This is a genomic window from Caballeronia sordidicola (assembly GCF_001544455.2).
Taxonomy (GTDB): domain Bacteria; phylum Pseudomonadota; class Gammaproteobacteria; order Burkholderiales; family Burkholderiaceae; genus Caballeronia; species Caballeronia sordidicola.
Map to the genome: position 1 here is coordinate 1 of NZ_FCOC02000020.1, position 26,825 is coordinate 26,825.

Consider the following 26,825-nt stretch of genomic DNA (forward strand, 5'->3'; position numbering starts at 1 on the left):
GGCGTTTTCTTTGCTTCGTTTCTTTTTCGCCGTTGGAAAAAGAAATGAAGTCCCGCCACGGACAGTGGCTAACAGTGTTAAAGAGGAACACCGAACAGGGACCGCGCGCAGGCGCAAAGAGCAGGACCCCCACCCAACCCTGCCCCCCCCCCAGCGCCAGCGCCCCCAAAACCCCCTAAGCTACAATATCCCCCCGGGCACCGGAACCTCCCCAACCCCCGGTGCTAACAAACGTCTATGCACATTCACATCCTCGGCATTTGCGGCACATTCATGGGCGGTCTCGCGGTCCTCGCGCGAGAAGCCGGACACCGCGTCACCGGCTGCGACGCCGGCGTCTATCCGCCAATGAGCACGCAGCTCGAAGCGCAAGGCATCGAATTGATCGAAGGCTACGGCGTTGAACAGATCGCACTCGAACCGGATCTCTATGTAATTGGCAACGTGGTAACCCGCGGCAATCCCCTGATGGAAGCCATCCTAGACCGCGGCCTGCCGTACACCTCCGGCCCGCAATGGCTCGGCGAGCACGTACTCAACGGCAAATGGGTGCTCGCGGTCGCCGGCACGCACGGCAAGACCACCACAAGTTCCATGCTCGCATGGCTGCTGGAAGACGCGGGACTCAACCCAGGGTTTCTCATCGGCGGGGTGCCGCTGAATTTCGGCATCTCGGCACGACTCACGGATTCAAGCTTCTTCGTGATCGAAGCCGACGAATACGACACCGCCTTCTTCGATAAACGCTCCAAGTTCGTCCATTACCGCCCGCGCACGGCGCTCCTGAACAACCTCGAATTCGATCACGCCGATATCTTTCCGGATCTCGCGGCTATCGAAACGCAGTTTCATCACCTCGTGCGCACCGTTCCGGGCGTCGGCCGGATTGTGACAAACGGGCGCGAAGAGGCGCTCGAACGCGTACTCACGCGCGGCTGCTGGTCGGGCGTCGAACGCTTCGGCGTGCAGGGCGGCTGGGAAGCGCAGCCCGCAACAGAAGGCGTTCCCGCCGACGAACAATTCGCCGTCTACTGGGAAGGCGAGCGCATGGGCGTGGTCGACTGGCAAGTGCAAGGCGAGCACAATCGCCTGAATGCGCTGGCGGCCATCGCGGCGGCGCGCTCGGTGGGCGTTCCGCCCCCGCAGGCGGCTCAATCGCTTTCCACGTTTCGAAACGTGAAGCGCCGCATGGAAGTGAAGGGTAGCGTGGACGGCGTGACCGTGTACGATGACTTCGCGCACCATCCGACGGCTATCGAAACAACCGTGGCGGGCTTGCGCACACGGATTGGTGCGCAGAACCGCATTCTGGCCGTGCTGGAACCGCGCTCGAACACCATGAAACTTGGCACCATGAAGGCGCAACTTCCCGCCAGTCTCGCCGGCGCCGACCTGATCTTCGGCTACGGCGCGCGCGAAGGCCGCGACAAGCTCGGCTGGGATCTGCAAGCCGCACTGAACCCGCTCGGCGATAAAGCCCGCGCGTTCGACGACCTGGCGCTCCTGGTGAAGTCGGTCGTTGCAGCGGCAAAACCGGGCGACCATGTGCTGGTCATGAGCAACGGCGGGTTTGGCGGCGTGCATCAGAAATTGCTGGATGCATTGTCCGCGCGTCCTGCCACGAAGGAGCGTGAGTGATTCTCTATTTGCATGGCTTCCGGTCGTCGCCGCAATCGTTCAAGGCTCGATTGATGCGCGCGCGGCTGGAAGAGCTCGGACTCGTCAGCGAATGGTGCTGTCCGGTGCTGCCGGTTTCGCCACGAGACGCAATCGCGCTGGCTGAATCGCTCGCCGCGCAAGCTTCTCACGACGACATCACGCTGGTCGGCAGTTCGCTCGGCGGGTTCTACGCCACGTGGCTGGCCGAACAGCACGGCTGGCGCGCCGTGCTGCTGAATCCGGCGGTCGTGCCGCAGGAAGACCTGAGCGCGTACATTGGCGAGCAGCCGTTGTGGCATGGCGGCGGAAGCATCGTGGTGGAACCGCGTCATATCGATGAATTGCGTGCGCTTTCCGTACCGTCCATCACGCAGCCGGAGCGCTACTATCTGATAGCCGCCACCGGCGACGAAGTCCTCGATTACCGCACCATGCTCGAGCATTACCCGGGCGTGCAGACCACGCTGATCCAGGGCAGCAATCACGCCATCAGCGACTTTTCCAGCTATATGGACGAAGTGCTCGCGTTCTGCGCAGCGCGGCCTCCGGCGGCAGCGGCCTGAAAAACGTCGAGCGCAGCATCCATTTTTCGTTGGCGTGGCGCTAAGGCGTCGGGGAACTTGCCCGAAACGCGCGTCATGTCGACCAACCGTCTTTCGAGAGTATTGAGTGAACGTTTTTTTCGAGGAATCGGGTAGTTTCAAAGCCGGCGCTGTGTTGTCGAAGGCGAACGATGCATTTCAGGTCGAATTGCCGGGCGGACGGCGCGCGAAAGTGCGCGCGAAAGACGTGTTGATCGAGTTCGATAAACCGAACGCCGCCGAATTGATGCAGCAGGCCGACGCCATTGCAAAGGACATCGATCTCGATTTCCTGTGGGAATGCGCGCCGGAAGAAGAATTCCCGTTTGCGGAACTGGGCGCGGATTATTTCGGCGATAAATTCGGCGCGACCGAACGCGCCGCGCTCGTATTGCGCATGCATGGTTCGCCGGTGTATTTCCGCCGCAAAGGCCGTGGGCAATATCAGCGCGCGCCGCAGGAACAGTTGCAGATGGCGCTCGCCGGACTCGAAAAGAAACGCCAGCTTGCGCTCGTGCAAGCCGGTTACGAAGAGGAACTGGTCGCCGGCAGATTGCCGGAAGCGCTTGCGGGCAAGGCGATTGGCTTGTTGACGAAGCCGGACAAGAATTCCATCGAATACAAGGCGCTCGAGGGCGCTGCTGCGGCTCGCGGCATTTCGCAAGCGCGGCTCATGCTGGAAGTAGGCGGCATTCCATCCGCGCGTGCGTTGCACGAAGCGCGTTTCCTCTCCGAATTCTTCCCGCACGGGACCGGTTTTGCGCCGGTCGCGGTGCCGCCATTGCCCGACGATCTGCCTGAAGCAAACGTGCAGGCGTTTTCCATCGACGACGTCACCACCACTGAAATCGACGATGCGTTTTCCGTCGAACATCTCGCCGATGGCCGTGTCCGGATTGGCGTGCATATTGCCGCGCCGGCGCTTGGAATCACGCGTGGCGACATGATCGACGCGATCGCGCGCACGCGGCTTTCAACCGTCTACATGCCCGGCGACAAGATCACCATGCTGCCGGATAGCGTGGTTGAAGCGTTCACGCTCGCCGAAGGCGGGTTGCGGCCGGCGTTGTCGCTTTACATTATCGTGAATCGGGAAACGCAGGAGATCGTGGCCAGCGAAACGCGCGCGGAACGTGTGTTCGTGAAGAGCAATCTGCGGCACAACTATCTGGACGAACACGTCACCGAGGAAACGCTCGCGGCCGGTACGGGTGAATATCCGCACAAGGATGACATTGCGGTGCTGTGGCCGCTCGCGCAGGCGTTGTTCGAAAAGCGCCAGGAAGCGCGCGCGGGTTACGGTCTGCGGCGCGAGGTGCAGCGCAACAACGACTTCAACTTCTATGTGGAAGGCGAGCACATCACCATCACGCCGCGCCGGCGCGGGTCGCCGCTCGATTTGATCGTCGCCGAACTGGCGATTCTCGCGAATTCGTCGTGGGGCGCGTTTCTCAACGATCACAGCGTGCCGGGCATCTACCGGTCGCAGCGCGGTTTTGGCGCGCCGGGCCCGAAACGCACGCGCATGCAGACCACGCCCGCGCCGCACGAAGGTCTGGGCGTTGCGCAATATGCGTGGAGCACGTCGCCGCTGCGCCGATACGTCGATCTGGTCAATCAATGGCAGTTGCTCGCGTGCGTGCGGCATGGCGTGACGGCCGCGCTCGTCGCGCCGTTCAAGCCAAAAGACGCGGATTTGTTCGCCGTGGTCCAGGGCTTCGATGACCAGTATTCCGCCTATGCCGATTATCAGCGGCGCATGGAATTCTTCTGGTGTCTGCGCTGGCTGAAGCAGGAAAACAGGAAGCAGGTTGCGGCGGCCGTGGTGAAGGACGACCTCGTGCGCCTCGATGAAATCCCGCTGATGCTGCATGTGCCGGGGCTCGGCGTGCACGCGCGCGGGACGAAGGTGATGCTGGAAGTGATGAATCTCGATGAACTCACCGTCGAGGCGTCGTGCCGTTTGCTGCATGTGATCGATGCGCCTTCAGGCGCGGCGGCGCAGCCGGAAGAGGCCGAAGAAGCGGAAGAAGATCTGATCGAAACCGAGGATCTGAGCGCCGAAAGCGAGGCTGAGGCGCAAGCGGAAGCGACGACTGAAGCGGCGGCGGAAGCGACGGTGGAAGAACCCGCGCCTACGGAAGAACCCGCGAGCGAAAGCACGCCCGATACAACGGAGCCCACGCAATGACATCGGGCGCCGCGAGCCGGGACGCGCGCCCGGTCGACCAGTACGCCGTGATCGGCAATCCGGTCGCGCACAGCAAGTCGCCGTGGATTCACGCGCGCTTTGCCGAGCAGACTGGCGAGGCTATCGAATATGGACGCGTGCTGGGCACCATCGGCGCATTCGCCGACGATGTCCGCGCCTTCGTCAACGCGGGCGGGCGCGGCATGAACGTGACGGTGCCGTTCAAGCTCGACGCGCACGCGCTGGCCGACAAGCTCACGCCGCGCGCAGCGGCGGCGGGTGCGGTGAACACGCTGGCGTTCAACGCTGACGGCGTGCTCGGCGACAATACCGATGGCGTTGGCCTCGTGCGTGATATCGAAGGGAATCTGGGCGTCGAACTGAAGGGCGCGCGCGTGTTGCTGCTCGGCGCGGGCGGTGCGGCGCGAGGCGTTGTGCTGCCCATGCTCGATTGCGGCGTGGCGGCGTTGGCTATCGTGAACCGGACGGCGTCGAAGGCGCAAATCCTGGTCGATCATTTCTCCGATGCCGCCCGCGCCGCGAACGTGCGTTTCTCGGGCGGCGGCGCGGAGAGCCTGGAAGCGGGCCCGTACGACGTGATCGTCAACGCGACAGCCGGCAGTCTGGACAACGCGCTGCCCACGTGCAACGACGCGTCGTTCGGACCCGGCACGCTTGCCTACGACATGATGTACAGCGCCCAGCCAACCGTCTTCATGCGTCACGCCGAACGCCTGGGCGCGCGCCCGGCCGATGGTCTCGGCATGCTCGTGGAACAGGCGGCGGAATCGTTTTTCCTGTGGCGCGGGGTGCGTCCGGACAGCGCGGCGGTGCTGCGGGCGTTGCGGCTGGAGCTATCGAAGTAATCCTGCGGAAGTCAATTTGAAGCGGCGGGCGTTTCCAACAGAACGAGCACGATGACAAGAACAAAATCGCCCGCGCGTCTCGGGCCGGCCCGATGGATCCTGTATGGCATTTCCGTCATGGCGATTGCCGCCATTGCCACGCAGCTCTATTTCTTCGCGATGGTCGGGATTTACACGGTGGTCAATCCTCCATCGACAGCGTTCATGCGCGCCGACGCGTGGCGGCTCGCCCAGGATCGTCCCGATCTTTCCATTCAGCGCACGTGGGTGCCTTATGACCAGATATCGCGCAATCTGAAGCGTGCGATCATTGCGTCCGAGGACGCGAACTTCGTCAACAACAATGGCTATGAAACCGACGCCATCCTGCAAGCCTGGGAGAAGAACAAGGCACGCGGGAAGATCGTGGCGGGCGGCTCGACCATTTCCCAGCAACTGGCGCGGAACCTGTTTTTATCGCGGGAAAAGAGTTATGTGAGAAAGGCGCAGGAACTCGTCATTACTTCCATGCTCGAGCTCTGGATGGACAAGGAACGCATTTTCGAGATCTATCTGAACTCGGTTGAATGGGGCAACGGCGTGTACGGCGCCGAAGCGGCGGCGCATTATTACTACAAGACATCGGCTTCGAAACTGACCGCGTGGCAATCGGCGCGGCTGGCGGTCATGCTGCCGAGGCCGAAATATTTCGATGAACATCGCGGGTCCGCCTATTTGTCGCAGCGGGCGGGCGTGATCGCCAGGCGCATGGGAGCGGCGGAATTGCCGCATTGATTCGCTAAAACGCAGTACGAAACCCCGGCTTGCCGGGGTTTTTCATTTCCGGCGCCAAACGTCTTATCTCCCAATATGTGAACACATCAATCACATATTGAATAATCGTTACGCACGGCTCTAAAATCCGATCACAGCCAAAACGGCAGTTACATAAGGCTCCGGGTAATCCCGAAGGCCTTGTGCGACGAAAAAAGCAATCGGAGACAAGTCATGACAACGCCTGCGCAATCGCCTCTCTTTGAGCATCCGCGCGTCCAGCACTCCTTATCGATGAAAACCCGCGCTTTCTCGATTGCGCGCCGATGAGTGCCATGACCAAGACCCTGAACTCCACCCTCGACGCAGAATCGCCGATGGCTCGCGCCAGCGCCGAGCCGGAAATGCGCGATGCCAGCGATTCGGGCGCTTCAAGCGCATCGGCCGAGCCTGAAGAAGTCAACGAAGCGCAAGCATCGGCCGCCGCGCTGCTCGACCTCACGCCGCAGCAAGCCGGCACGCAAACGTTGCTGCGCGGCCTCGCGATTCTCGAAGCGGCGGCGACCGGCGCGCGCGATCTGCGCAGCATTGGCGCGGCGCTCGGCACGACGCGCAGCACGACGCATCGTCTGGTGAGTTCGCTCGTGCAAGCGCGCTATTTGCGCCAGGTTGGCGGCGGTTATCTGCTCGGCCCGAAGCTGATCGAACTCGGCACCATCGCGCTCGAGCAAATGCCGCTGACTGCCGTCGCGCGCCCGCATCTGCAAGTGCTCGCCGACCATACGCACGACACCATTCACCTCGGCGTGCGCGATGGCGACGACGTACTTTACATCGACAAGATTCCCGGCACGCGCGGTCTTGAAATGCGGTCGCGCGTGGGTCACAGAATGCCGCTGGCATCGACGGGAATCGGCAAGGCGATGATGCTCGACCTGCCGCCCGAAACGTGGTCCACGCTGCTGGAAGCGTCGCACCGCGTGCTCGCGAAGGTGAGTTTCAAGCCGGATCACCAGCCCGACTTCGAGACCTTCGTGCAGCGCATGACGCGCTATTCCCAAGGCGGCTTCACCTTCGACCTGGAAGAAAACGAAGCGTCCATCCGATGCGTCGCGGCGCCCGTTCGCGATGCGTCCGGCGCGATCGTCGCGGCGCTTTCGGTGGCGAGCACGATTCCCTACATGCCGCTGGAACGCATGGAAGAACTGATTCCCGTCGTGCAGCGCGAAGCGCGCGCGATCTCGCAAGAACTCGGCTGGCGCGTGCCGCAGCCCGCAACACGCAGGATCAAACGATGAGCGCCGCCCACGATCAATCCACGGCGGCACTGATCGCGCTCGACTGGGGCACGACGGCGCTGCGCGCGTATCTGCTCGACGCACAGGGCGCGGTGCTGGATTCGCGTGCATCGGCAGCGGGAATCATGAAGCTGCCGCGCCCCGCGGCGGAAGGCGGATTCGATATTGTCTTCGACGAAACCTGCGGCGCGTGGCTTGCCGCCAACCCGCAACTCCCGGTGATTGCCGCCGGCATGGTCGGCAGCGCGCAAGGCTGGATGGAAGCGCCATATGTCACCGCGCCCGCCGATTCGGCGGCGCTCGTGGCGGGCATCGTGCGCGTTGTCACGCAAAAGGGCGTCACGGTTCATATCGTGCCGGGCGTGCTGGAAGACGGCGCGTTGCCGAACGTCATGCGCGGTGAAGAGACGCAAATTTTCGGCGCGCTTTGCGGCGACACCACGCACAGCGAACTCATCGGCTTGCCGGGGACGCATGCGAAATGGGCGTTTGTATCGGCGGGACGGATCGAGCGGTTTTACACATTCATGACCGGCGAGACCTTCGGCGCGCTGCGCGATCACACCATTCTTGGCCGCACGATGCGCGCGACCGGCCAGCACGATATTGCGTCGTTCATACGCGGCGTCGATACCGCCAAGGACGCCGGCCACGCCGGCCTGCTCGCGACCATTTTCAGCACGCGCACGCTGGGCCTGACCGGAAAACTCAAGCCCGAGCAGCAAGCCGATTATCTTTCCGGTTTGCTGATTGGCCACGAATTGCGCGGCCTGAACGAAGTGCTCGCGCGCGAGCAATCGGACCTCGCGGGCAAGACGCTCAGGCTGATCGGCAACGACGCGCTGTGCGAGCGGTATCGGCAGGCGCTTGCGCGCTTTGGCTGCCATCAGGCGCCCACCGTCGCTCACGCCACCGAGCGCGGATTGCACGAAATCGCGCTGCAGGCCGGGCTGATCCGCTCGACGGCCAGCGCGAACTAATCAGGAGCAGAACATGAGCGATATCGATATCAACCTTCCCGGCCCGTACACGCCGCACGCCGGGCTTGCCGCCGCGTTCGGCGCGTGTCCGCTGATCGCGATCCTGCGCGGCGTGAGTCCGGCCGACGCCGCCGATCATGGCCGCGCGCTGTACGAAGCGGGCTTTCGGATCGTGGAAGTGCCGCTGAATTCGCCGCAACCGTTCGACAGCATCGCGGCAATTCGTCAGGCGCTTCCGGCCGACGCCATCGTGGGCGCGGGAACGGTTCTGCATCCCCATTACGTGGATGAAGTCAAAAAGGCTGGCGGCGAACTGATCGTGATGCCGCACAGCGACGGCGACGTCGTGCGCGCGGCGAAGGCGCAAGGCTTGGCGTGCGCGCCGGGCGTGGCGACGCCGAATGAAGCGTTTATTGCGCTGAAGAATGGCGCCGATGTGCTGAAGATGTTCCCCGCCGAGCAGCTCGGCGCGCACGTGGTCAAGGCGTGGCGCGCGGTGATTTCGGTTCGGGTGCCGCTCGTGCCGGTTGGCGGCATTGCGCCGGACAACATGGGGCCGTTCCTGACCGCGGGCGCGAATGGCTTTGGCCTCGGTTCCGCGTTGTACAAGCCGGGTCAAAGCGCGGCGACGACGCTGGCGCACGCGAAGGCGTACATCAATGGATTGGCTGTGGCGCGAGGCGCGAAGAAATGAACCGGCTCGCGGGAAAAGTCGCGATGGTCACGGGCGCCGGGCGCGGCATTGGCGCGGCGATTGCCGCCGCGTTCGTGCGCGAAGGCGCGGCTGTGGTTCTGGCTGAACTTGACATTGCGTTGGCGCAGGAAACCGCGCAAAAGATCGGCTCGACGGACAACGTGCTCGCGGTGCAGACGGACGTGACGCAGAGCGCATCGGTGCAAAACGCCGTGCGGGAAGCCGAAGCGAAGTTCGGCCCCATCGACGTGCTGGTGAACAACGCGGGCATCAACGTGTTCTGCGATCCGCTGACCATGACCGACGACGACTGGCGACGCTGCTTCGCCGTCGATCTCGACGGCGTCTGGAACGGCTGCCGCGCCGTGTTGCCGGGCATGGTCGAACGCGGGCGCGGCAGTATCGTGAATATTGCTTCCACGCATTCCTTCAAGATCATCCCGGGCTGTTTTCCTTACCCGGTCGCCAAGCACGGCGTGATCGGCTTGACGCGGGCGCTGGGCATTGAATACGCGGGGCGGCAGGTGCGGGTGAACGCAATCGCGCCGGGTTACATAGAAACGCAGCTTACGCACGACTGGTGGAACGAGCAGGCTGATCCGGCAAAAGCGAAACAGGCGACGCTCGATCTTCAGCCGATGAAACGCATCGGCCGCCCGGAAGAAGTGGCGATGACGGCCGTGTTCCTGGCGTCCGACGAAGCGCCGTTCATCAATGCAAGTTGCATTACCGTCGATGGCGGGCGCTCGGCGCTGTACCACGACTAGTTACCAGGTTCAGCAGTATCGGATGACGCACTGGCCGTGGTGCGACGTCATGACAACAAGACGCGGCCAACACCTTTGTTCCAACTAGACATTCAAGTCAGGAGACAGACCATGAAACGCAGAATGTTCATCACGCTGATTGCGACGGCTACGGCTGCAAGCGCAACCCTGTTCGCCGCGCCCATTGCACAGGCGGCGGACCCCGTCAAGATCGGTTTTCTCGTGAAGCAGCCGGAAGAACCGTGGTTCCAGGACGAATGGAAATTCGCGGAAATGGCCGCCAAGGACAAGGGCTTCACGCTGGTGAAGATCGGCGCGCCGTCGGGTGAAAAGGTCATGAGCGCCATCGATAACCTCGCCGCGCAGAAAGCCCAGGGTTTCGTGATCTGCACGCCGGACGTCAAGCTCGGACCGGGCATTGTTGCCAAAGCGAAAGCTGCGGGGCTCAAGATGATGACGGTGGATGACCGTCTGGTCGACGGCTCGGGCAAGCCGATCGAATCGGTGCCGTACATGGGCATTTCGGCGTTCAACATCGGCAAGCAGGTGGGCGACGGAATTGCCGCGGAGATCAAAAAGCGTGGCTGGAACATGGGCGACGTGGGCGCGATCGACGTGACCTACGAGCAGCTTCCGACGGCGCATGACCGCACCGCTGGCGCAGTGGAAGCGCTGGTTGCCGCGGGCTTCCCGAAGGCCAATATCGTGATGGCGCCGCAAGCCAAGACTGACACGGAAAACGCTTTCAACGCCGCGAACATTGCGCTGACGAAGAACACGAAGTTCAAGCACTGGGTGGCGTTTGGCCTGAACGACGAAGCCGTGCTCGGCGCCGTGCGTGCAGCGGAAGGCCGTGGATTCAAGGCGGACAACATGATTGGCGTGGGCATTGGCGGATCGGATTCGGCTTTGAACGAGTTCAAGAAACCGAACCCGACCGGCTTCTACGGCACGGTGATCATCAGCCCGAAGCGTCATGGCGAGGAAACGTCGGAACTGGTCTACACGTGGATCAAGGACGGCAAGGAACCGCCGCTCGTGACGCTCACGACCGGCATGCTGGCAACGCGTGACAACGTGGCCGACGTGCGCGAGAAGATGGGCCTTGCGTCGGCGAAGTAAGTTTTCTGTAGAGCAATACGGACCGCGCGCTTCATGAACCGAATCGCGCGGTCCGCCCGAATTCCAAGGAGGCGATGTGTCAGCGACGCTGCGTTTTGACAATATCGGCAAGGTTTTTCCAGGCGTGCGCGCGCTCGACGGCGTGTCGTTCGACGTCAATGCCGGCGAAGTGCACGGCCTGATGGGCGAGAACGGCGCGGGTAAATCGACCTTGCTGAAAGTGCTGGGCGGTGAATATCAACCGGATTCCGGGCGTGTCCTGATCGATGGCAACGAGGTGAAGTTCGCCAGCGCGGCGGCATCGATTGCGGCGGGGATCGCGGTGATTCATCAGGAATTGCAATATGTGCCGGATCTCACCGTGGCCGAAAACCTACTGCTCGGCGCGTTGCCGAGCACGTTCGGCTGGGTGCACAAGCGCGAAGCGAAGAAGCATGTGAGCGAACGCTTGCGGCAAATGGGCGTGGATCTCGATCCGAACGCGAAGCTGAAAAAGCTTTCCATCGCGCAACGGCAGATGGTGGAAATCTGCAAGGCGCTGTTGCGTAACGCACGCGTGATTGCGCTCGACGAACCCACGTCCTCGCTCTCGCATCGCGAGACGGAAGTGCTGTTCAAGCTCGTGCGCGACCTGAAGGCGGATAACCGCGCGCTGATCTACATCTCACACCGCATGGACGAGATCTACGAGTTGTGCAACACATGCACGATTTTCCGCGATGGCCGCAAGATCGCCTCGCACGCGAATCTGGCCGAAGTGCCGCGCGATACGCTCGTGCAGGAAATGGTCGGCCGCGAGATTTCGGATATCTACGATTACAAGGCGCGCCCGCTTGGCGACGTGCGCTTTTCGGTGAAGAACATAGAAGGTCACGCGCTGCGCGAACCGACGAGTTTCGAAGTGCGGCGCGGTGAGATTGTCGGATTCTTCGGGCTGGTTGGCGCCGGCCGCAGCGAACTCATGCACCTCGTGTACGGCGCGGACAGCAAGAAGGCGGGCACGATTGCACTCGACGGCCAGCCGATCAAGATCCGCAGCGCCGGCGAAGCAATCCGGCACGGCATTGTGCTGTGCCCGGAAGATCGCAAGGAAGAGGGCATTGTCGCCATGGCGACGGTTTCCGAGAACATCAACATCTCGTGCCGCCGTCATTATTTGCGCGCGGGATTGTTCCTCGACCGGAAGAAAGAAGCCGCGACCGCCGACCGTTTTATCCAGTTGCTGAAGATCAAGACGCCGAGCCGCAAGCAGAAGATCCGCTTTCTTTCCGGCGGCAATCAGCAGAAGGCGATTCTGTCGCGCTGGCTCGCCGAGCCGGAACTCAAAGTCGTGATCCTCGATGAACCCACGCGCGGTATCGACGTGGGCGCGAAGCACGAGATCTACAACGTGATCTATCAACTGGCCGAACGCGGCTGCGCGATCGTGATGATTTCGTCCGAGTTGCCCGAGGTGCTGGGTGTATCGGACCGGATTGTGGTGATGCGGCAGGGCCGGATTGCGGGCGAATTGCCGCGCGGACAGGCCAACGAACAATCAGTGCTGAATCTTGCGCTGCCTGTGCAAACCGAACCGACTGCGCAGGCAGCCTGAAGCAAAAAGTGGAGACGGAGGACATCATGGAAGTCAGGGAAAACATTAGCAACACGCTGGTGCCAGCGAAAAACGACAAGCAGAAATGGTGGCAGCAGATCACCGAATACAGCTTGATCGTGATCTTCGTCGTGATGTTCATCACGATGTCGCTCTCGGTCGATCACTTCTTCTCGATCGAAAACATGCTCGGCCTCGCGCTGTCGATCTCGCAGATCGGCATGGTCGCGTGCACGATGATGTTCTGCCTGGCATCGCGCGATTTCGACTTGTCGGTCGGGTCCACGGTCGCGTTCGCCGGCGTGCTCTGCGCGATGGTGCTGAACGCGACGGGCAATACCTTCATTGCGATTATCGCGGCGGTCGCGGCGGGTTCCGCGATTGGCTTCGTGAACGGCGCGGTGATCGCGTACCTGCGGATCAACGCGCTGATTACCACGCTGGCGACCATGGAAGTGGTGCGCGGGCTTGGGTTTATCGTGTCGCATGGTCAGGCCGTGGGCGTCTCGTCCGATACGTTCATCGCGCTCGGCGGGTTGACCATGTTTGGCGTCTCGTTGCCAATCTGGGTCACGCTCGCGTGTTTCATCGTGTTCGGCGTGTTGCTGAACCAGACCGTATATGGACGCAATACGCTCGCGATTGGCGGCAACGCGGAAGCGTCACGTTTGGCGGGTATTAATGTGGAACGCACGCGCGTCTGGATTTTCCTGATCCAGGGCGCGGTTGCGGCGCTGGCGGGTGTGATCCTGGCTTCGCGGATCACGTCGGGACAACCGAACGCGGCTGACGGTTTCGAACTCAACGTGATTTCGGCCTGCGTGCTTGGCGGCGTCTCGCTGCTCGGCGGCCGCGCCACCATTTCGGGCGTGGTGATCGGCGTGCTGATCATGGGCACGGTCGAGAACGTGATGAACCTGATGAACATCGACGCGTTCTATCAATATCTCGTTCGCGGCGCGATCCTGCTTGCTGCCGTGCTGCTCGACCAGTTGAAGAACCGCGGCTCGCGAGATTAAAAGGGGTGTGTGAAAGATGGCCAGTTCAGTCGATAAAACCCTCGCGCGCTACCCGAGCCTTGCCGGCAAAGTGGTGCTGATCACCGGCGGCGCGACGGGAATTGGCGCGGCGTTCGTCGAGCATTTCTTCGATCAGGGCGCGAAGGTGGCGTTTTTCGACATCGATACGAACGCCGGCGAGGCGCTCGCCGACCAGCTTGGCGCGGAACTGGCGGAAGGACAATTCCGGCCAATGTTCCTGCGCGTCGACCTGACGGATATTGGCGCGCTGCGCCAAGGTATTGCCGACGTTCGCAGCACGCTTGGGGCCATCGGCGTGCTGGTGAACAACGCGGCGAACGACAAGCGTCACAGGATTGAAGACGTGACGCCCGAGTTGTACGACGCGGGCATTGCCGTGAATGTGCGGCATCAGTTCTTCGCGGCGCAAGCGGTCATGGACGACATGAAACAGCTTGGCGGCGGTTCGATCATCAATCTGGGATCGATTAGCTGGATGCTGAAGAACGGCGGATATCCGGTCTACGTCACGGCGAAAGCCGCCGTGCAAGGCATGACGAATGGCCTCGCGCGCGATCTGGGACCGTTCAATATCCGCGTGAATACGCTCGTGCCCGGCTGGGTGATGACGGACAAGCAGAAGCGTCTGTGGCTGGACGACGCGGGAAAACGCGCGATCAAGGAAGGGCAATGCATCGATGCTGAATTGCTGCCCGAGCATCTTGCGCGCGCCGCGTTGTTCCTTGCCGCCGACGATAGCCGCATGATGACCGCGCAGGAAGTCGTGATCGACGGAGGCTGGGCGTGAAGGCGCAATTGTTGATCGACAGCAAATGTGCGCTTGGCGAAGGTGCGACGTGGTGCGCGGCGAGCGGGCGTTTCTATTGGACGGACATAGAAGGCAAGCGTTTGTGGCGCTACGATCCGCGCGACGCCAGCCGCGAATGCTTTGACATGCCCGAGCGTCTGGCGTGCTTTGCGCTGTGCGCAGAACCCGATTTGCTGTTGCTCGGACTGGCTTCGCGCCTCGCGTTCCTCGATCTGCAAACCGGTGAGATTGAAACCATCATGCCGGTCGAAGATGGCTTGCCCACGCGTTTGAACGATGGCCGCTGCGATCGGCAAGGACGTTTTGTTTTCGGCACGAAACACGATGTGGCGAACGCGGAGAAGGTGGGCGGGTTTTATCGGCTGAATCTGGATTTGTCGCTGGAACGCCTGCCGCTGGGCGACGCTGCGATTCCAAACAGCATTGCGTTCAGCCCGGATGGATCGACCCTGTATTACTGCGATTCTCCGACGCGCCAGATTCGCGCCTGCGACTACGATTCGTTCGCAAATCAGCGCGTGTTCGCCGAACTCACCGACGCAAGCGGCGAGCCGGATGGATCGACCATCGATCGCGATGGCGGTTTGTGGAACGCGCAATGGGGCGGCGCGCGCGTGGTGCGCTACGACGCCGATGGCCGCGAAACGGCGCGCGTGGATGTGCCGACGACGCAACCGAGTTGCGTCGCGTTTGGCGGTTCGCAACTCGGCACGCTGTATATCACGAGCGCGCGCATTGGGCTGGACCACGCCGCGTTGCAGAACGACTTGCGCGCGGGCGGCGTGTTTATCGCGACGCCGGCGGCGAGGGGTATCGCGGAACCCGTGTTTCGTGGAAACTGAGCGCCATTGATCGAGATGGTTTTGCAGCACCGCAATGCCTAAAAACCGAGGTGGCGCGCACGACGCGCCGCCCGCAGATTCCCGGGCATGCCGGGCTTTATGCCAGGACCACGGGAAACGTCCGCCTCTCGGAGACTCGCACATGACCGTTGCCCGTTCCTCATCTGGTTCTGCACCTGGCTCTTCGTCCAGCGCCAAGACCCCGCAGGCCGCGCCACGTCCGGCGGTCGTCACCCGCCGCTCCAAACTTGCAGCCGCGACTGAACCGCCGATCCGGCCGGGTCCATCCACATCCGTTGTAGCAATGGGCGGCGCTGGCCGCGATGGCTGTATCACGCTTGCCAACGCGCAATTGCGTCTGGACATTGCGCCGGCGCTCGGCGGCGGCATCACGCGCTTCGACTGGCGCAGCGACGGCACGCTCGTGCCGATCTTCCGGCCGTGCCTTGAACCCGGCGACGCCACCGACCCCAACGAACTCGCGTGTTATCCGCTGCTGCCGTATTCGAATCGCATTGGCGGAGGGCGTTTTCAGTTTCTTGGGCGTGGTATCGATGTCCCGTGCAACCGTCCCGGCGAACCGCTGCCGCTTCATGGCGACGGCTGGCTTGGCGCGTGGGACGTGGCGTCCGAGAGTTCCACGCACGTGCGCCTCACGCTCGACAGGCGCAATGGCAAGCCGTATTCGTACAAGGCGAGCCAGTCGTTCATGCTCGAAGGCGCGACGCTGGTGGTGACGTTATCGGTTGAGAACGCGGGGCGCGAGGCGTTGCCATTCGGGCTCGGTTTGCATCCGTTCCTGACGCGTGAAGCCGATACCGAATTGTCCGCCGCCGCCGACGGCGTCTGGCTTTGCGGCGATGACTTCCTGCCCGTGCGTCACGTCCCGGCGCCGCCGGCGTGGCAATTCGGCGTGGCGTACCCGATGCCCACGGCCATGATCAACAACGCGTTCACCGGATGGAGCGGACGCACGAGCGTGATGTGGCCGAAGCGGCGCTTGTCGCTGACCATTTCCGCCGATACCGACTACTACGTGCTTTACGTGCCTGCCGGGAAGGACTTCTTTTGTTTTGAGCCAGTCGATCATCCGATCAATGCGGTGAATTTGCCGGGCGGCGGCGCGGCAAACGGGATGACCGTTTTGGCGCCGGGCGAAAGTCTGACGCGCGAGTTCAGTTTTACGGTCGAGCGATCGGGCGAGGCCGAACGGCGCGGGCGGCCGAAACAGCCCGCGGGACAGAAGGCGCGCAAGAACGCGGCGGCGGTTCGGTAGCGTCGCGGGTGGGCGCGGGGAGCGACGGCTCGCGCGGTAAAATGCGGGATACGCCTAATTCGCTCACGGATACCCATGTCTTTTATCGAATCGCTCAACGCCGCGTGGTCGCGCACCCAGTCAATGCTTTGCGTGGGACTCGATCCTGAGCCGTCCCGTTTCCCGGGCGCGTTCAACGGCCGCGCGGATTCGATCTTCGATTTTTGCCGCGAAATCGTGGATGCCACCGCGCCATTTGCCTGTTCGTTCAAGCCGCAGATTGCTTATTTCTCAGCGCATCGGGCGGAGGATCAGCTTGAGCAATTGATTGCGCATATTCATTCGGAGCATCCGGGGTTGCCGGTGATTCTGGACGCCAAGCGTGGAGATATTGGGAGTACCGCTGAGCAATATGCCGTTGAGGCGTTTGAACGATATAAAGCCGATGCCGTTACGGTTAATCCATATATGGGATTTGATTCGGTTCAGCCTTATCTTGAACACGAAGGGAAAGGCGTGATTGTGCTTTGCCGGACTTCAAATGCCGGTGGGTCGGATCTGCAGTTTCTTGAAGTCGATGGGACGCCGTTGTATCAGGTTGTGGCACGGCTCGCGGCTGATAAGTGGAATGGGAGCGGGCAGTTGGGGTTGGTCGTTGGCGCTACGTTTCCGCGAGAGATTGAGGTGGTTAGGTCGATTGTTGGGGACATGCCGCTGCTGATTCCAGGGATTGGGGCGCAGGGCGGGGATGTTGAGGCTACGGTTCGTGCGGGACGGGTTGCTTCTGGGCGCGGCGGGATGCTTATTAATTCTTCGCGCGCGATTATCTATGCGGGGAAAGGCGAGGATTTCGCCGATGCTGCGGCGGAAGTGGCGAGGCGGACGAGGGATGCGATTAATGGGGTGGGGTGAGTTTCGGAGCGCTTAACGAAGCCGGATTGGATTGTTTGCGACTGGCAGCTTCCGACCCTGAGCTGCCTTTCGACCCTGTGCGAAGGCTATGGCGGGTCGCAGACTGGAGCGGCCATTCGCGCGGCGTCTCGGGCGGCACGTTGCCGGTCTTTTGTCGACATTGGAGCGGGCTCAGTTGTACGTCGGCAACAGAGCAGATTGCTGACGGGGGAGGCATCGACCAGCCGAACGATGGCTTCGTGCATCGACGAATTCACACTCCCGATCCGCTGCGGTCTGTCGGCGTGGAGCGATTTGAACGACTGCTGCCGGGAGGCAATCCTCATGTGTTAGCGCCGATGTGAAACTCACCCACCGGGGGAGAGAATTTAATCGGCGTTGACAGCGATTTTGAGAGGGAGCCTATCGAAGTGGGCCGGGTCTTGGAAGACCGCCAGCAACGCATAAAATGCAGGCTGCACTTCAAAGTCTAGAAGAACATCGTGCCCAAGAGTAAACTGCTCATCAAGAAAACGAACAATATGCGAGGGGCATAGAAGATGATCACTGGACTCGACATAACCAGCTTCGGTAGCTTTGCGGGCTTGGATTGGAAAAGGCGTGTTCGGGATGCTGGAGACAACCCACAGAATTTCAAACGCTTGAATATCCTGTATGGTCGCAACTACTCTGGGAAGACTACCCTCTCGCGAATCTTTCGGGCTTTGGAAACCGGACGCCTTCCGCAAAACTATACAGGCTCGTCATTCACCGTTCACGGCGACAAGGGTGACGTTACTCAGCTCACTATCGGCACTCATGCCTACGACGTTCGAGTCTATAACCGTGATTTCGTAAGCGACAATCTCAGCTTCCTTGTCAATCAAACCAATGACGGCGAGATCAAAACCTTCGCTATCGTCGGTGAGAAGAACAAGGAGATTGAAGACGCTATTGCTGCCATCGGCGTTAAGCTCGGCAGTGTCGAGAACAAGACCGGTCTTCGGCATGACCTCGAAGAAAAGCGCAAGGAGCGGGACAGGACAAAAGGCAACCACAAGACCGCCTTTGATTCTCTGGAAGGAAAGCTGCGAACTCATGCCAACGACAAGATCAAGCAGAACCGCACGTATGGCCCTGCTGTCTACAACATAGAGAGCATCAAGAAGGACATCGCTGCAGTCAAAAAGGCGGGTTTTGTCCCGCTCACGACTGACGAACAAGCTGCCAAGGTCAACCTGCTCAAGCAAGAAGCCCTGCCCGACATTACAGACACGGCGTCTATCACCCTGAAAATCGAGACAATCGCAAGAGTTGCGCAAGAGTTGCTGGGCAGACAGATTAAGCCGACGCAGGCGATTGGGGAGCTACTTAGCGATACTGTTCTTCAACTCTGGGTGAAACAGGGTATCCCGCTACACAAAGACAAGCGTGACACCTGTGCTTTCTGCCGTCAAAGCTTGCCGCACAACATTTGGCAAGTCCTGGACTCCCACTTCAGCCAAGAGTCTGCAGACCTGGAATCGGCACTGGATTCATGTATTACCTCCGTTGACTCTGAAATCAACCGCATTCCGGGCTTCATGACGTTGACCGGCGATAAATTCTATGCAGAAGAAAAAGTCCTGTTTGAAGCAAGACAGAAGTCGCTTGCCGAGTGCCTGAAGGTCTACAAACGAGATCTAGAAGCACTCAAAGCTGCACTACACACACGAAAAAACAGCCTCTTCGAGCGGGTTGCTATGCCATTGTCAGACTACGACTCTGCCGCTGTTCGAGGCTGTGTGGATGACATCAATTCCCTGATAACCAAGAGCAATAGCAGAACGAGTTCTCTTGAAAAGGACAAGATTTCTGCACGCGAAGCACTTCGACTTACCGATATAGCTTCGTTCATTACCGACATTACCTACGATGCGGAAAAAATCCGTATCGCTGAACTTGAAACTGCGGCAGGCAACGCCAACACCGCTCACGCCGACGCCAACACCGAGATCGTCAAGTTAGAAGCCGAGGTCGTTACCCTACAGGGCCAGCAGAAGGATGAGCGCAAAGGTGCTGAGAGGGTCAATTCACTCTTGAATCACTTCTTCGGTCATGACGGAATCAAGCTAGAAGCCAAAGACAATGCCGAGAAGACTGCCGTTCGTTTTGAAGTCACCCGCGACGGCAAGTCGGCTTACAACCTCAGTGAAGGCGAATGTAGTCTCATTGCGTTCTGCTACTTCATTGCCAAGCTGGAAGAGCCCAACAGCATGGGCAGAGATCTGATCATATATATAGACGATCCGATTTCCAGCCTGGACGGCAACCACATTTTTTTCATGTTCAGTTTGATCGAAAGCTTGATTGCGAAGCCAATCAAGAACCAAGACGGATCGAACGGCTACCGCTATAAGCAACTCTTCATCTCTACCCACAATCTGGACTTCTTAAAGTATCTGAAGAAAATTTCACTGCCCGCCGAAAAGAACCACGGTGGAAACCAGCATTTCATCATTGAGAGAAATGGTGGTTCGAGCAAAATTTCTTTGATGCCCTCGTATCTGCGGGACTACATCACTGAATTTAACTACCTGTTCCACCAGATTTACAAATGCAGGAATCAGGATGCAGCGCAAGGTGGACATGAACCGTTCTACGGCTTCGGGAACAACCTTCGCAAGTTCCTGGAAGCATTTTTGTTCTTCAAGTTCCCGCATCACGACGACAAGAATGATGCTTTTGAACGCATCAAGAAATTCTTTGGCGAAGAGGATGCGACTGCAATCGCACTGGTGAACCGACTCAACAACGAGTTTTCACACCTTGAGTCGATCCCAGATCGAGGATTCAAGCCAGTAGAAATTCCAGAGATTGCGAAGGTGGCTAACTTCGTCCTAGATAGGATTTACGCAACTGATCCTGACCAATACAATGCTTTGCTGAAAAGCATTGGTGAGCCCGCAAGGGTGCAATGAAATAAGGGGCCATCGGCCCCTTCTCTTCTCCAGTATTGGGTATCGCCTCAGGAACGAGTACCTCCGAATGTCCGCAAAGTCCGAATTGCGCGCGTAGCGCGTCCGTCAAGTTCTGGGAGTACTGCAGCCGTTCAAGTAGCAGGTTTCCCGCTCGCTGAACGACAGGTCGTGGCCGACAGCCGCCAATGACCGATTAATTACTTGAGTTCGTCGCCAGCAGATTATCGCTGGTTGCGGATCGTCCGCTCAATCTCGCTTAGCGCCATTTCCGCAACGTCTTCACGTGTGCAATCCACCACCCTTCGCCCCTCAACCCCCCTCAACCAAGTCAACTGCCTCTTACACAACTGCCTCGTAGCAAACACCCCCTTATCCCGCATGGTCTTATAGTCAACCACCCCATCCAGATATTCCCAAGCCTGCCGATACCCCACGCATCGCATGGAAGGCATCGTCGGCGATAAATCCCCTCGCGCCCGAAGCCGTTCCACCTCTTCCAAAAACCCACCTTCAAGCATCGAATCAAAGCGCTTTTCAATGCGCTTATGCAGCACGCTTCTATCCGATGGTTCCAGCGCAATCGGCACAAACTCCGGCTCACCTTCCCGCGTCCTCTTCGGCTCCTTCAATATCGCCGATAAAGCCCTGCCACTCAGCATGAACACTTCCAGCGCGCGCTGAATCCGCTGCGAGTCATTAGGCGCCAATCGCGCCGCAGTCTCTGCATCAACCGCACCCAATCGCGCGTGCAAAGCGGGCCATCCATCGCGCGCCGCTTCTTCATCAAGCGCCGCACGAACTTCCGGATTCGCTTCCGGCAACTCATTCAAACCGCGCGTCAATGCCATGTAATACAGCATCGTGCCGCCGACCAATAACGGAATCCTTCCACGCGCTTCAATCCCGGCAACCAGCTTCAAGGCATCGCTACGAAACTGCGCTGCAGAATAAGCCTCGGTCGGATCGACGATATCGATCAAATGATGCGGCGCCACCGCGCGTTCTTCTTCAGTCGGCTTTGCAGTACCAATATCCATCCCGCGATAAACCAGCGCCGAATCCACGCTGATAATCTCCACGGGAAAACGCTGCGCGAACGCAAGCGCGGCAGCGGTTTTCCCCGATGCCGTCGGCCCCAATAAACACGCAACCTTGCGCGCGCTCATTGTCCGCGCATGAAAAGGCGGTCGAGATCGCCAAGCGTCAATTGAAACCACGTCGGGCGGCCGTGATTGCATTGATCGCCGCGCTCGGTGGCTTCCATTTGCCGTAGCAGGCCATTCATTTCATCGAGCGTCAGCCGGCGATTCGCACGCACCGCGTGATGGCAAGCCAGCGTGCCAAGCAATTCATGCTGGCGTTCGGTGAGAACGCGTGAGCCGCCATAAGCCTGCAAATCAGCGATAACCGCGCGTGCCAGCGATTGCAAATCGGCATCTTTCAACAAGGCGGGAACAGCGCGAATCGCAATCGACCCCGGCGACAGAATCGCGAGATCGAAGCCGAGCGCATCCAGCACTTCGCGCTCTTCTTCCACGACGCCCATCTCCACGGCATCGACGGTCATCGTCACCGGAATCAGCAAAGGTTGGACGGCGATTGCGCGATCTGCCAGCGAGTTCTTGAACTGCTCATAAAGAATGCGTTCGTGGGCCGCATGCATATCCACGATGATCAATCCCTGCGCGTTCTGCGCGAGCACATAAATACCGTGGATCTGGCCGAGGGCGAAGCCAAGCGGCTGAGCGTGTTCGCCCGTAGCCGTCGCGCCGGGCATCTCGGCGTAAACGGGCGCGCTCGGCTGAGTCGGCGAATATCGCTCGGACGATGCCAGCGATGTCGTTCCTTCAGGCGTTCCCGCGCCGGTATCCCTGCGTCCGAACAACGCGTCGTAAAGCGCCAGCGGCTGCGCGACGGGCAGATTTCCCTGCGTCATCCGCGATTGCCGCAGCCAGTTCGTACCGTTCTCGGCTTTTGGCGTCGGCTGCAATTCACCCGATCCCGCATAAGGCCGCGCGCTGAACGACGCAACGCCCGTGGGCTGCAACTGCGCCGCATGACCGCCCGCCGTAGTCTCCGGCGACGCCCCCGCGTTCCTCGCCAACGCCCGCTGCACCGCATGGAACACATATTGGTGAATGGAACGCGAATCGCGGAAACGCACTTCGATCTTGGACGGATGCACGTTCACATCGACGGATTCCGGCGGTAAATCCAGAAACAGCACATACGCCGGATACCGGTTGCCGTGCAGCACGTCCTCATACGCGGCGCGCACGGCGTGAGTCAGCAGCTTGTCGCGCACGAAGCGCCCGTTGACGAAAAAGTATTGCTGGTCGGCGCGGCCCCGGCTCGCGGTCGGCAACCCTGCGCAGCCGTACACGGCGAGCGGCCCGGCGCGCTCATCGAGCGGAAGGTGCGCGGTCGCGAACACCTCGCCGAGAATCTTGGCCACGCGCGTGGCGGGATCGGACGCGTTCCAGTGCTCCACGGCCTTGCCGTTATGAAGCACGGATATCGCCACGTCTGGCCGCGCGAGCGCCACGCGCCGGATGACTTCGAGGCAATGCCCGAGTTCGGTCTGCTCGCTCTTCAGGAATTTGCGCCGCGCGGGCGTGTTGAAGTACAACTCGCGCACTTCCATCGTCGTACCGATAGTCCCCGCCGCCGGCGAGATTGCGCCGGTCTGGGCATCGATGCGCGTGGCATGCGCACACGTGGCCGTGCGGCTGGTGATGAAAAGCTCGGCAACCGATGCTATGGACGCAATCGCTTCGCCGCGAAACCCGAGCGACGCCACGGCCTCCAGTTCCGCCAGCGAGCGGATCTTGCTCGTGGCGTGGCGCAGGAGCGCGAGCGGGAGTTCGTCTGGCGGAATGCCGCAGCCGTCATCGACAATCACGATCCGCTTCACGCCGCCTTCGTCCAGCGTGATCCGCAAGCTCGTCGCGCCGGCGTCCAGCGCGTTTTCGAGCAACTCCTTCACCACGGACGCGGGGCGCTCGACCACTTCGCCGGCCGCAATCTGGCTGATCAACTGGTCGGGCAAAGGCTGAATGGCGCGCAGCAGCCGCGCGGCGGGCGCGAGAGAAGCCGCTGGCGCCGCCGAGGCTGCGGAAGGAGAAATCGCGCCGGATGAATCGATGAGATCGGTCATGGCGAAATTATAAAGCCTCACGCCGATGAACGATTTCGGGGCCAGCCGGTCTCCATAAAGCCCCGCGCCGCTCGCGGCCCGCACGCAAAAAGCGCGCACATTCGCGCCAAAACCCGTGATGGAAGGCGCCGTTCGTGAATTTTCCGGCAACGAGTTCGGTATCATGGCGCGACTGTTTTTCCTGCAACGATCCCACCGCGCGTGCACGTTGCCACCGCTAATTCATCTTGATCGAGGCCCCATTTGGATACGCTGCTGTCATTCCTGAGTCTTATCCTCCACATCGACAAGTCGCTCGGCGTGTTCATCCAGCATTACGGCGCCTGGGTGTACGCAATCCTGTTCCTGATCGTGTTCTGTGAAACAGGGCTGGTGGTGTTTCCCTTCCTGCCTGGCGACTCGCTGCTGTTCATTGGCGGCGCGTTCGCCGCGAGCGGATCGATGAGTCTCTCCGCGCTGATCGTCTTGTTGCTGGTCGCGGCCGTGCTCGGGAATACGGTGAATTACCTGATCGGCCGTGCGATCGGTCCCAAGGTCTTCGATACCCATATACCCATCCTGGAACGTTTTCTCGATCGCGAAGCGCTGCGCAAGACGCACGGTTTCTACGACCGCCACGGCGGCAAGACCATCGTGCTTGCGCGCTTCGTGCCTATCGTCCGGACGTTTGCGCCGTTCGTGGCGGGTGCGTCGGCCATGAACGCGTCGCGCTTCCAGTTTTTCAACGTGCTCGGCGCGCTGATCTGGGTGTTGCTGCTCGTGCTGCTGGGTTATTTCTTCGGCAATATTCCGTTCATCCGGCAATATCTGAATGTGATCGCGCTCGTTGGCGTGTGCGCCGCAATTGTCCCGATAGCGCTCGGCGCACTATGGAAAGTCATGCGGCGCAAGGCGCGTCAGTAAGTAAAGCCGGCACGCGTTTTTATGCGCCAGCACTGCCCGCCGTGCGCTCTTTCGCCTCGAAAACGTAAAAGGTTAGAATGCCGAATTGTCAGATCGATGCATCGAATATCGAGATGAATGATTCCGGTGTTTCATGAACGAACGTTAAATGTTTTATGCTGGCGAAGGTTGGCGAGGCAGGTTGCAGATGTTGGAACGAGTAAGTCATACAACAGGATCGGCGCGTAATGAGAATTGGCGTCGTCTCAGGCTGGCGGTGGCGGTGCTGGGTGTAACGGCGCTGCTTGCCGGCTGCGGGATTTTTGGCTGCGGCGGCAGCGCGACGAACGGCGGGGCTTTCGGCGGATGCGGGGCCGGCATGCGGTTCTAGCGCTGACGTTGGACACGGAAAAAATCGATAACAGGAAGTCAGGGAAACGGCAAGCATGGCGGTATTGCGTTCAGGTAATTCAGGGCGGGCTTCGGGAGGCTGGGCCGCCAACGGTCGCGGGGGCGTGCTCGGGGCGCTCGTTTCCATCGGCGTGGTCGTGGTGTCGGTCGCCGGGTGTTCGTCGGCAATCACGCCTGCGCCCATTGTCGACCGCTCCACGGGCGGCGCGAGCGCGCCCGCATCCATTCCCACTACGCCGCCCGTCGCCGGGCCAGCGGTCGTCGCGCCGTCTGCGCCGCCTGAAGCTGGGCCGGGGTTTTATCGCGTGAAACCGGGCGATACGCTCTACGGCATTGCGCGCGCGCAAAAGCAGCGTCCGGCCGACCTGATCAAGTGGAATAACCTGCCGGAAAGCAAGCAGGTGAATATCGATCAGTTGTTGCGCGTCGCGCCGCCGGGCAGCACACCGGCCGCCACCAGCAACGACGACTGGAGCAAAGCGGCGGCAACGGCGAATGTGTCGAAGTCGGGGCCGCCGATCATTGGAGGCGCAGCGGCAACGGCATCCGCGCCGGCCGTAGCGGCCAGCAACGCCGCGCCGGCCAAGGCGGCCGAAGCGCCCGACACCAGCACGCCTGCGGTCAGCGCGAAAGGCGCGTGGCTTGCGTGGCCGGCGCAGGGCGACGTGGTCACGAAGTTCGGCGAAAGCGGCAGCAAGGGCATCGATATTGGGGGGAAGGTTGGCGAGCCGGTCAAAGCCGCCGCAGCCGGGCGCGTGGTGTATGCGGGCAATGGCTTGCGGGCGTACGGCAACATGATCATCGTCAAGCACAGCAGCGACTACCTCACGGCGTACGCGCACAACAGCAAGCTGCTGGTGAAAGAGGGCGACACGGTGCGCCAGGGCACGCCGATCGCGGAAATGGGTACGGGGCCGAGCAACAAGCCGCTGCTGCATTTCGAGTTGCGCAAGTCGGGCCAGGCGGTCGACCCGGTTCCGTCGATGAAAAAGGCGGGATGATCAACGCGGCGCGCAACGAGAGGTCGGCGCACATGAAAAGACTGATGCTTGCCGCCACCTGCGCGGCGGCCGTGCTGCTCACTGGCTGCAACGAGAGCCAGAGCGAGGACGCCATGAACAAGTTGAAGTCCATCTTCAATGCCGTCAAGCCGGATACGCTGTTGCTGAAGGATCTGACGCCGGGCGTCACCACTGAAGCGCAGATCCGCGACCAGATGGGCGAACCCGAGACCACGCGCAACTTCACCGACGGTTCCAGACGGTTCGAATATCCGCGCGGGCCGGCGGGCACGACCACCTATTTTGTCGATATCGATGCACGCGGCAAGTTCGTCTCCGTGACGCAGGTGCTGACGGCGGCAAACATTGCGAAGATCCGGCCGGGACTGACGCAGGACGAAGTGCGCCGGATTCTGGGTAAGCCGACCACCATTGCCGAATATCCGCTCAAGAAAGAACGCGTATGGAGTTGGCATTGGGAGGAGGGCGGCGTGACGCGCGACGCCATGTTTAACGCCCACTTTGGTCCGGATGGCATTGTGACCACGACTTCGCGATCCGAGGCGCTTGGCGGCGGTGCACATTGAGCGTTACAGGAATTCCAGTCAAACCGATGCATACAGATAAATCCAACGACGCGCCAGAGCGCGAGATCTTGATGGCGCTGGCGACGCGTTATCGGACGGAAAGGGCAACAGCGGCCAGTTCAACCGAAGCCAACTGGGAATGCGGGCGCGGCCACGCGTGGGATGACGCGTTGAGCGCGGCGCAAAACGTGCGCTGCATGAATTGCGCGTCGCAACGCCGCGAGCAGCGCACAGAGCGGCTGAGAGCGCTGGCGGCGGAGCGCGGGGGGAAGCTGGTATCGGCGGGATACGTGGATGCAAGCACGCCGCTCGCGTGGGAATGCGCGTTCGGCCATATGTGGGAAGCGCAGCCGGATGACGTGGCGCGATGCTGGTGCAATGAGTGCGCACGCATAGGCGTCTACGGCCGGGCGATGTGCTGCTGAATCCGAGCCGCCCTGGCTCGGTATTGCTTCTGATATTGCGCATTTGCTAAACGCCCAATGC

At 60.9% G+C, this 26,825-nt stretch carries 23 protein-coding genes; 21 read left to right on the forward strand and 2 right to left on the reverse strand.

The genetic code is table 11. The features are described from left to right. The first annotated feature begins 237 nt into the window (after positions 1–237). The 17 genes from mpl (at position 238) to AWB64_RS24280 (ending at position 20,301) form a co-directional block, all read left to right on the forward strand. On the forward strand, positions 238–1,638 hold the full coding sequence (gene mpl / locus AWB64_RS24200; RefSeq protein ID WP_060857977.1) for a UDP-N-acetylmuramate:L-alanyl-gamma-D-glutamyl-meso-diaminopimelate ligase: 1,401 nt from the start codon (positions 238–240) through the stop codon (positions 1,636–1,638). Next, positions 1,635–2,222, forward strand: coding sequence for a YqiA/YcfP family alpha/beta fold hydrolase (locus AWB64_RS24205; protein ID WP_060857978.1), 588 nt, complete (start codon positions 1,635–1,637; stop codon positions 2,220–2,222). The genes mpl and AWB64_RS24205 overlap by 4 nt, the downstream gene beginning before the upstream one ends. Positions 2,223–2,328: 106 nt before the next feature. Next, entirely contained in the window at positions 2,329–4,431 is a 2,103-nt protein-coding gene (locus AWB64_RS24210; protein ID WP_060857979.1) for a ribonuclease catalytic domain-containing protein, read from the forward strand. Continuing rightward, complete coding sequence (gene aroE, locus AWB64_RS24215) at positions 4,428–5,297, forward strand: shikimate dehydrogenase (protein ID WP_060857980.1); 870 nt, start codon at positions 4,428–4,430, stop codon at positions 5,295–5,297. The genes AWB64_RS24210 and aroE overlap by 4 nt, the downstream gene beginning before the upstream one ends. 51 nt (positions 5,298–5,348) lie before the next feature. Beyond that, on the forward strand, positions 5,349–6,071 hold the full coding sequence (gene mtgA, locus AWB64_RS24220) for a monofunctional biosynthetic peptidoglycan transglycosylase (RefSeq protein ID WP_060857981.1): 723 nt from the start codon (positions 5,349–5,351) through the stop codon (positions 6,069–6,071). 356 nt (positions 6,072–6,427) lie between these two features. Next, positions 6,428–7,348 carry an IclR family transcriptional regulator gene (locus AWB64_RS24225; RefSeq protein ID WP_374728648.1) on the forward strand — a complete coding sequence of 307 codons (921 nt, stop codon included), beginning with the start codon at positions 6,428–6,430 and terminating at the stop codon, positions 7,346–7,348. Then, the gene (locus AWB64_RS24230; protein WP_060857982.1) at positions 7,345–8,328 is read left to right on the forward strand and encodes a 2-dehydro-3-deoxygalactonokinase; all 984 of its coding nucleotides are present in this window, start codon (positions 7,345–7,347) and stop codon (positions 8,326–8,328) included. The genes AWB64_RS24225 and AWB64_RS24230 overlap by 4 nt, the downstream gene beginning before the upstream one ends. Before the next feature lie 13 nt (positions 8,329–8,341). Next, positions 8,342–9,022, forward strand: coding sequence for a 2-dehydro-3-deoxy-6-phosphogalactonate aldolase (locus tag AWB64_RS24235; protein WP_060857983.1), 681 nt, complete (start codon positions 8,342–8,344; stop codon positions 9,020–9,022). Beyond that, positions 9,019–9,789: an SDR family oxidoreductase gene (locus tag AWB64_RS24240; protein WP_060857984.1), complete on the forward strand. Its 771-nt coding sequence runs from the start codon at positions 9,019–9,021 to the stop codon at positions 9,787–9,789. Before AWB64_RS24235 ends, AWB64_RS24240 begins: the two co-directional genes overlap by 4 nt. 111 nt (positions 9,790–9,900) lie before the next feature. Then, positions 9,901–10,911, forward strand: a complete 1,011-nt coding sequence (locus tag AWB64_RS24245) for an arabinose ABC transporter substrate-binding protein (protein WP_060857985.1) — start codon at positions 9,901–9,903, stop codon at positions 10,909–10,911. Between the two features lie 76 nt (positions 10,912–10,987). Further along, positions 10,988–12,505 carry an L-arabinose ABC transporter ATP-binding protein AraG gene (araG, locus tag AWB64_RS24250; protein WP_060857986.1) on the forward strand — a complete coding sequence of 506 codons (1,518 nt, stop codon included), beginning with the start codon at positions 10,988–10,990 and terminating at the stop codon, positions 12,503–12,505. 26 nt (positions 12,506–12,531) lie between these two features. Beyond that, positions 12,532–13,524, forward strand: coding sequence for an L-arabinose ABC transporter permease AraH (araH, locus tag AWB64_RS24255; protein ID WP_060857987.1), 993 nt, complete (start codon positions 12,532–12,534; stop codon positions 13,522–13,524). A 16-nt stretch (positions 13,525–13,540) separates the two neighbouring features. Continuing rightward, entirely contained in the window at positions 13,541–14,332 is a 792-nt protein-coding gene (locus AWB64_RS24260) for an SDR family NAD(P)-dependent oxidoreductase (protein WP_060857988.1), read from the forward strand. Beyond that, a complete protein-coding gene (locus tag AWB64_RS24265) occupies positions 14,329–15,195 on the forward strand; it encodes an SMP-30/gluconolactonase/LRE family protein (RefSeq protein WP_244164193.1) in 867 nt (288 codons plus the stop codon). Before AWB64_RS24260 ends, AWB64_RS24265 begins: the two co-directional genes overlap by 4 nt. Positions 15,196–15,337: 142 nt before the next feature. Further along, a complete protein-coding gene (locus tag AWB64_RS24270; protein ID WP_060857990.1) occupies positions 15,338–16,471 on the forward strand; it encodes an aldose 1-epimerase in 1,134 nt (377 codons plus the stop codon). A 75-nt stretch (positions 16,472–16,546) separates the two neighbouring features. Next, positions 16,547–17,362: an orotidine-5'-phosphate decarboxylase gene (gene pyrF, locus AWB64_RS24275; protein WP_060857991.1), complete on the forward strand. Its 816-nt coding sequence runs from the start codon at positions 16,547–16,549 to the stop codon at positions 17,360–17,362. A gap of 539 nt (positions 17,363–17,901) precedes the next feature. Further along, entirely contained in the window at positions 17,902–20,301 is a 2,400-nt protein-coding gene (locus AWB64_RS24280) for an AAA family ATPase (protein ID WP_060857992.1), read from the forward strand. A 221-nt stretch (positions 20,302–20,522) separates the two neighbouring features. Here the strand turns inward: AWB64_RS24280 and miaA are convergent, their stop codons facing one another. Together miaA and mutL are read right to left on the reverse strand one after the other, a co-directional pair. Beyond that, on the reverse strand, positions 20,523–21,467 hold the full coding sequence (gene miaA, locus AWB64_RS24285; protein WP_060857993.1) for a tRNA (adenosine(37)-N6)-dimethylallyltransferase MiaA: 945 nt from the start codon (positions 21,465–21,467) through the stop codon (positions 20,523–20,525). Further along, positions 21,464–23,458 carry a DNA mismatch repair endonuclease MutL gene (mutL, locus tag AWB64_RS24290; RefSeq protein ID WP_060858072.1) on the reverse strand — a complete coding sequence of 665 codons (1,995 nt, stop codon included), beginning with the start codon at positions 23,456–23,458 and terminating at the stop codon, positions 21,464–21,466. Before mutL ends, miaA begins: the two co-directional genes overlap by 4 nt. Before the next feature lie 243 nt (positions 23,459–23,701). Between mutL and AWB64_RS24295 the strand changes: the two genes are divergently transcribed. The 4 genes from AWB64_RS24295 (at position 23,702) to AWB64_RS24315 (ending at position 26,764) form a co-directional block, all read left to right on the forward strand. Beyond that, positions 23,702–24,361, forward strand: a complete 660-nt coding sequence (locus AWB64_RS24295; protein ID WP_060857994.1) for a VTT domain-containing protein — start codon at positions 23,702–23,704, stop codon at positions 24,359–24,361. 425 nt (positions 24,362–24,786) lie between these two features. After that, positions 24,787–25,752, forward strand: a complete 966-nt coding sequence (locus AWB64_RS24305) for a peptidoglycan DD-metalloendopeptidase family protein (protein ID WP_060857996.1) — start codon at positions 24,787–24,789, stop codon at positions 25,750–25,752. A gap of 32 nt (positions 25,753–25,784) precedes the next feature. Beyond that, on the forward strand, positions 25,785–26,339 hold the full coding sequence (bamE, locus tag AWB64_RS24310) for an outer membrane protein assembly factor BamE domain-containing protein (RefSeq protein WP_060858073.1): 555 nt from the start codon (positions 25,785–25,787) through the stop codon (positions 26,337–26,339). Between the two features lie 26 nt (positions 26,340–26,365). Continuing rightward, entirely contained in the window at positions 26,366–26,764 is a 399-nt protein-coding gene (locus AWB64_RS24315) for a hypothetical protein (protein WP_060857997.1), read from the forward strand. The last annotated feature ends 61 nt before the right edge of the window (positions 26,765–26,825 follow it).

Coding starts and splice junctions, on each gene's coding strand:
- AWB64_RS24315 (WP_060857997.1), top strand. CDS start 26,366: ATGCATACAGATAAATCCAACGACGCGCCAGAGCGCGAGATCTTGATG.
- AWB64_RS24245 (WP_060857985.1), top strand. CDS start 9,901: ATGAAACGCAGAATGTTCATCACGCTGATTGCGACGGCTACGGCTGCA.
- pyrF (WP_060857991.1), top strand. CDS start 16,547: ATGTCTTTTATCGAATCGCTCAACGCCGCGTGGTCGCGCACCCAGTCA.
- bamE (WP_060858073.1), top strand. CDS start 25,785: ATGAAAAGACTGATGCTTGCCGCCACCTGCGCGGCGGCCGTGCTGCTC.
- AWB64_RS24260 (WP_060857988.1), top strand. CDS start 13,541: ATGGCCAGTTCAGTCGATAAAACCCTCGCGCGCTACCCGAGCCTTGCC.
- AWB64_RS24230 (WP_060857982.1), top strand. CDS start 7,345: ATGAGCGCCGCCCACGATCAATCCACGGCGGCACTGATCGCGCTCGAC.
- mutL (WP_060858072.1), bottom strand. CDS start 23,458: ATGACCGATCTCATCGATTCATCCGGCGCGATTTCTCCTTCCGCAGCC.
- AWB64_RS24225 (WP_374728648.1), top strand. CDS start 6,428: ATGGCTCGCGCCAGCGCCGAGCCGGAAATGCGCGATGCCAGCGATTCG.
- mtgA (WP_060857981.1), top strand. CDS start 5,349: ATGACAAGAACAAAATCGCCCGCGCGTCTCGGGCCGGCCCGATGGATC.
- araH (WP_060857987.1), top strand. CDS start 12,532: ATGGAAGTCAGGGAAAACATTAGCAACACGCTGGTGCCAGCGAAAAAC.
- AWB64_RS24305 (WP_060857996.1), top strand. CDS start 24,787: ATGGCGGTATTGCGTTCAGGTAATTCAGGGCGGGCTTCGGGAGGCTGG.
- AWB64_RS24235 (WP_060857983.1), top strand. CDS start 8,342: ATGAGCGATATCGATATCAACCTTCCCGGCCCGTACACGCCGCACGCC.
- AWB64_RS24280 (WP_060857992.1), top strand. CDS start 17,902: ATGATCACTGGACTCGACATAACCAGCTTCGGTAGCTTTGCGGGCTTG.
- AWB64_RS24240 (WP_060857984.1), top strand. CDS start 9,019: ATGAACCGGCTCGCGGGAAAAGTCGCGATGGTCACGGGCGCCGGGCGC.
- miaA (WP_060857993.1), bottom strand. CDS start 21,467: ATGAGCGCGCGCAAGGTTGCGTGTTTATTGGGGCCGACGGCATCGGGG.
- mpl (WP_060857977.1), top strand. CDS start 238: ATGCACATTCACATCCTCGGCATTTGCGGCACATTCATGGGCGGTCTC.
- aroE (WP_060857980.1), top strand. CDS start 4,428: ATGACATCGGGCGCCGCGAGCCGGGACGCGCGCCCGGTCGACCAGTAC.
- AWB64_RS24270 (WP_060857990.1), top strand. CDS start 15,338: ATGACCGTTGCCCGTTCCTCATCTGGTTCTGCACCTGGCTCTTCGTCC.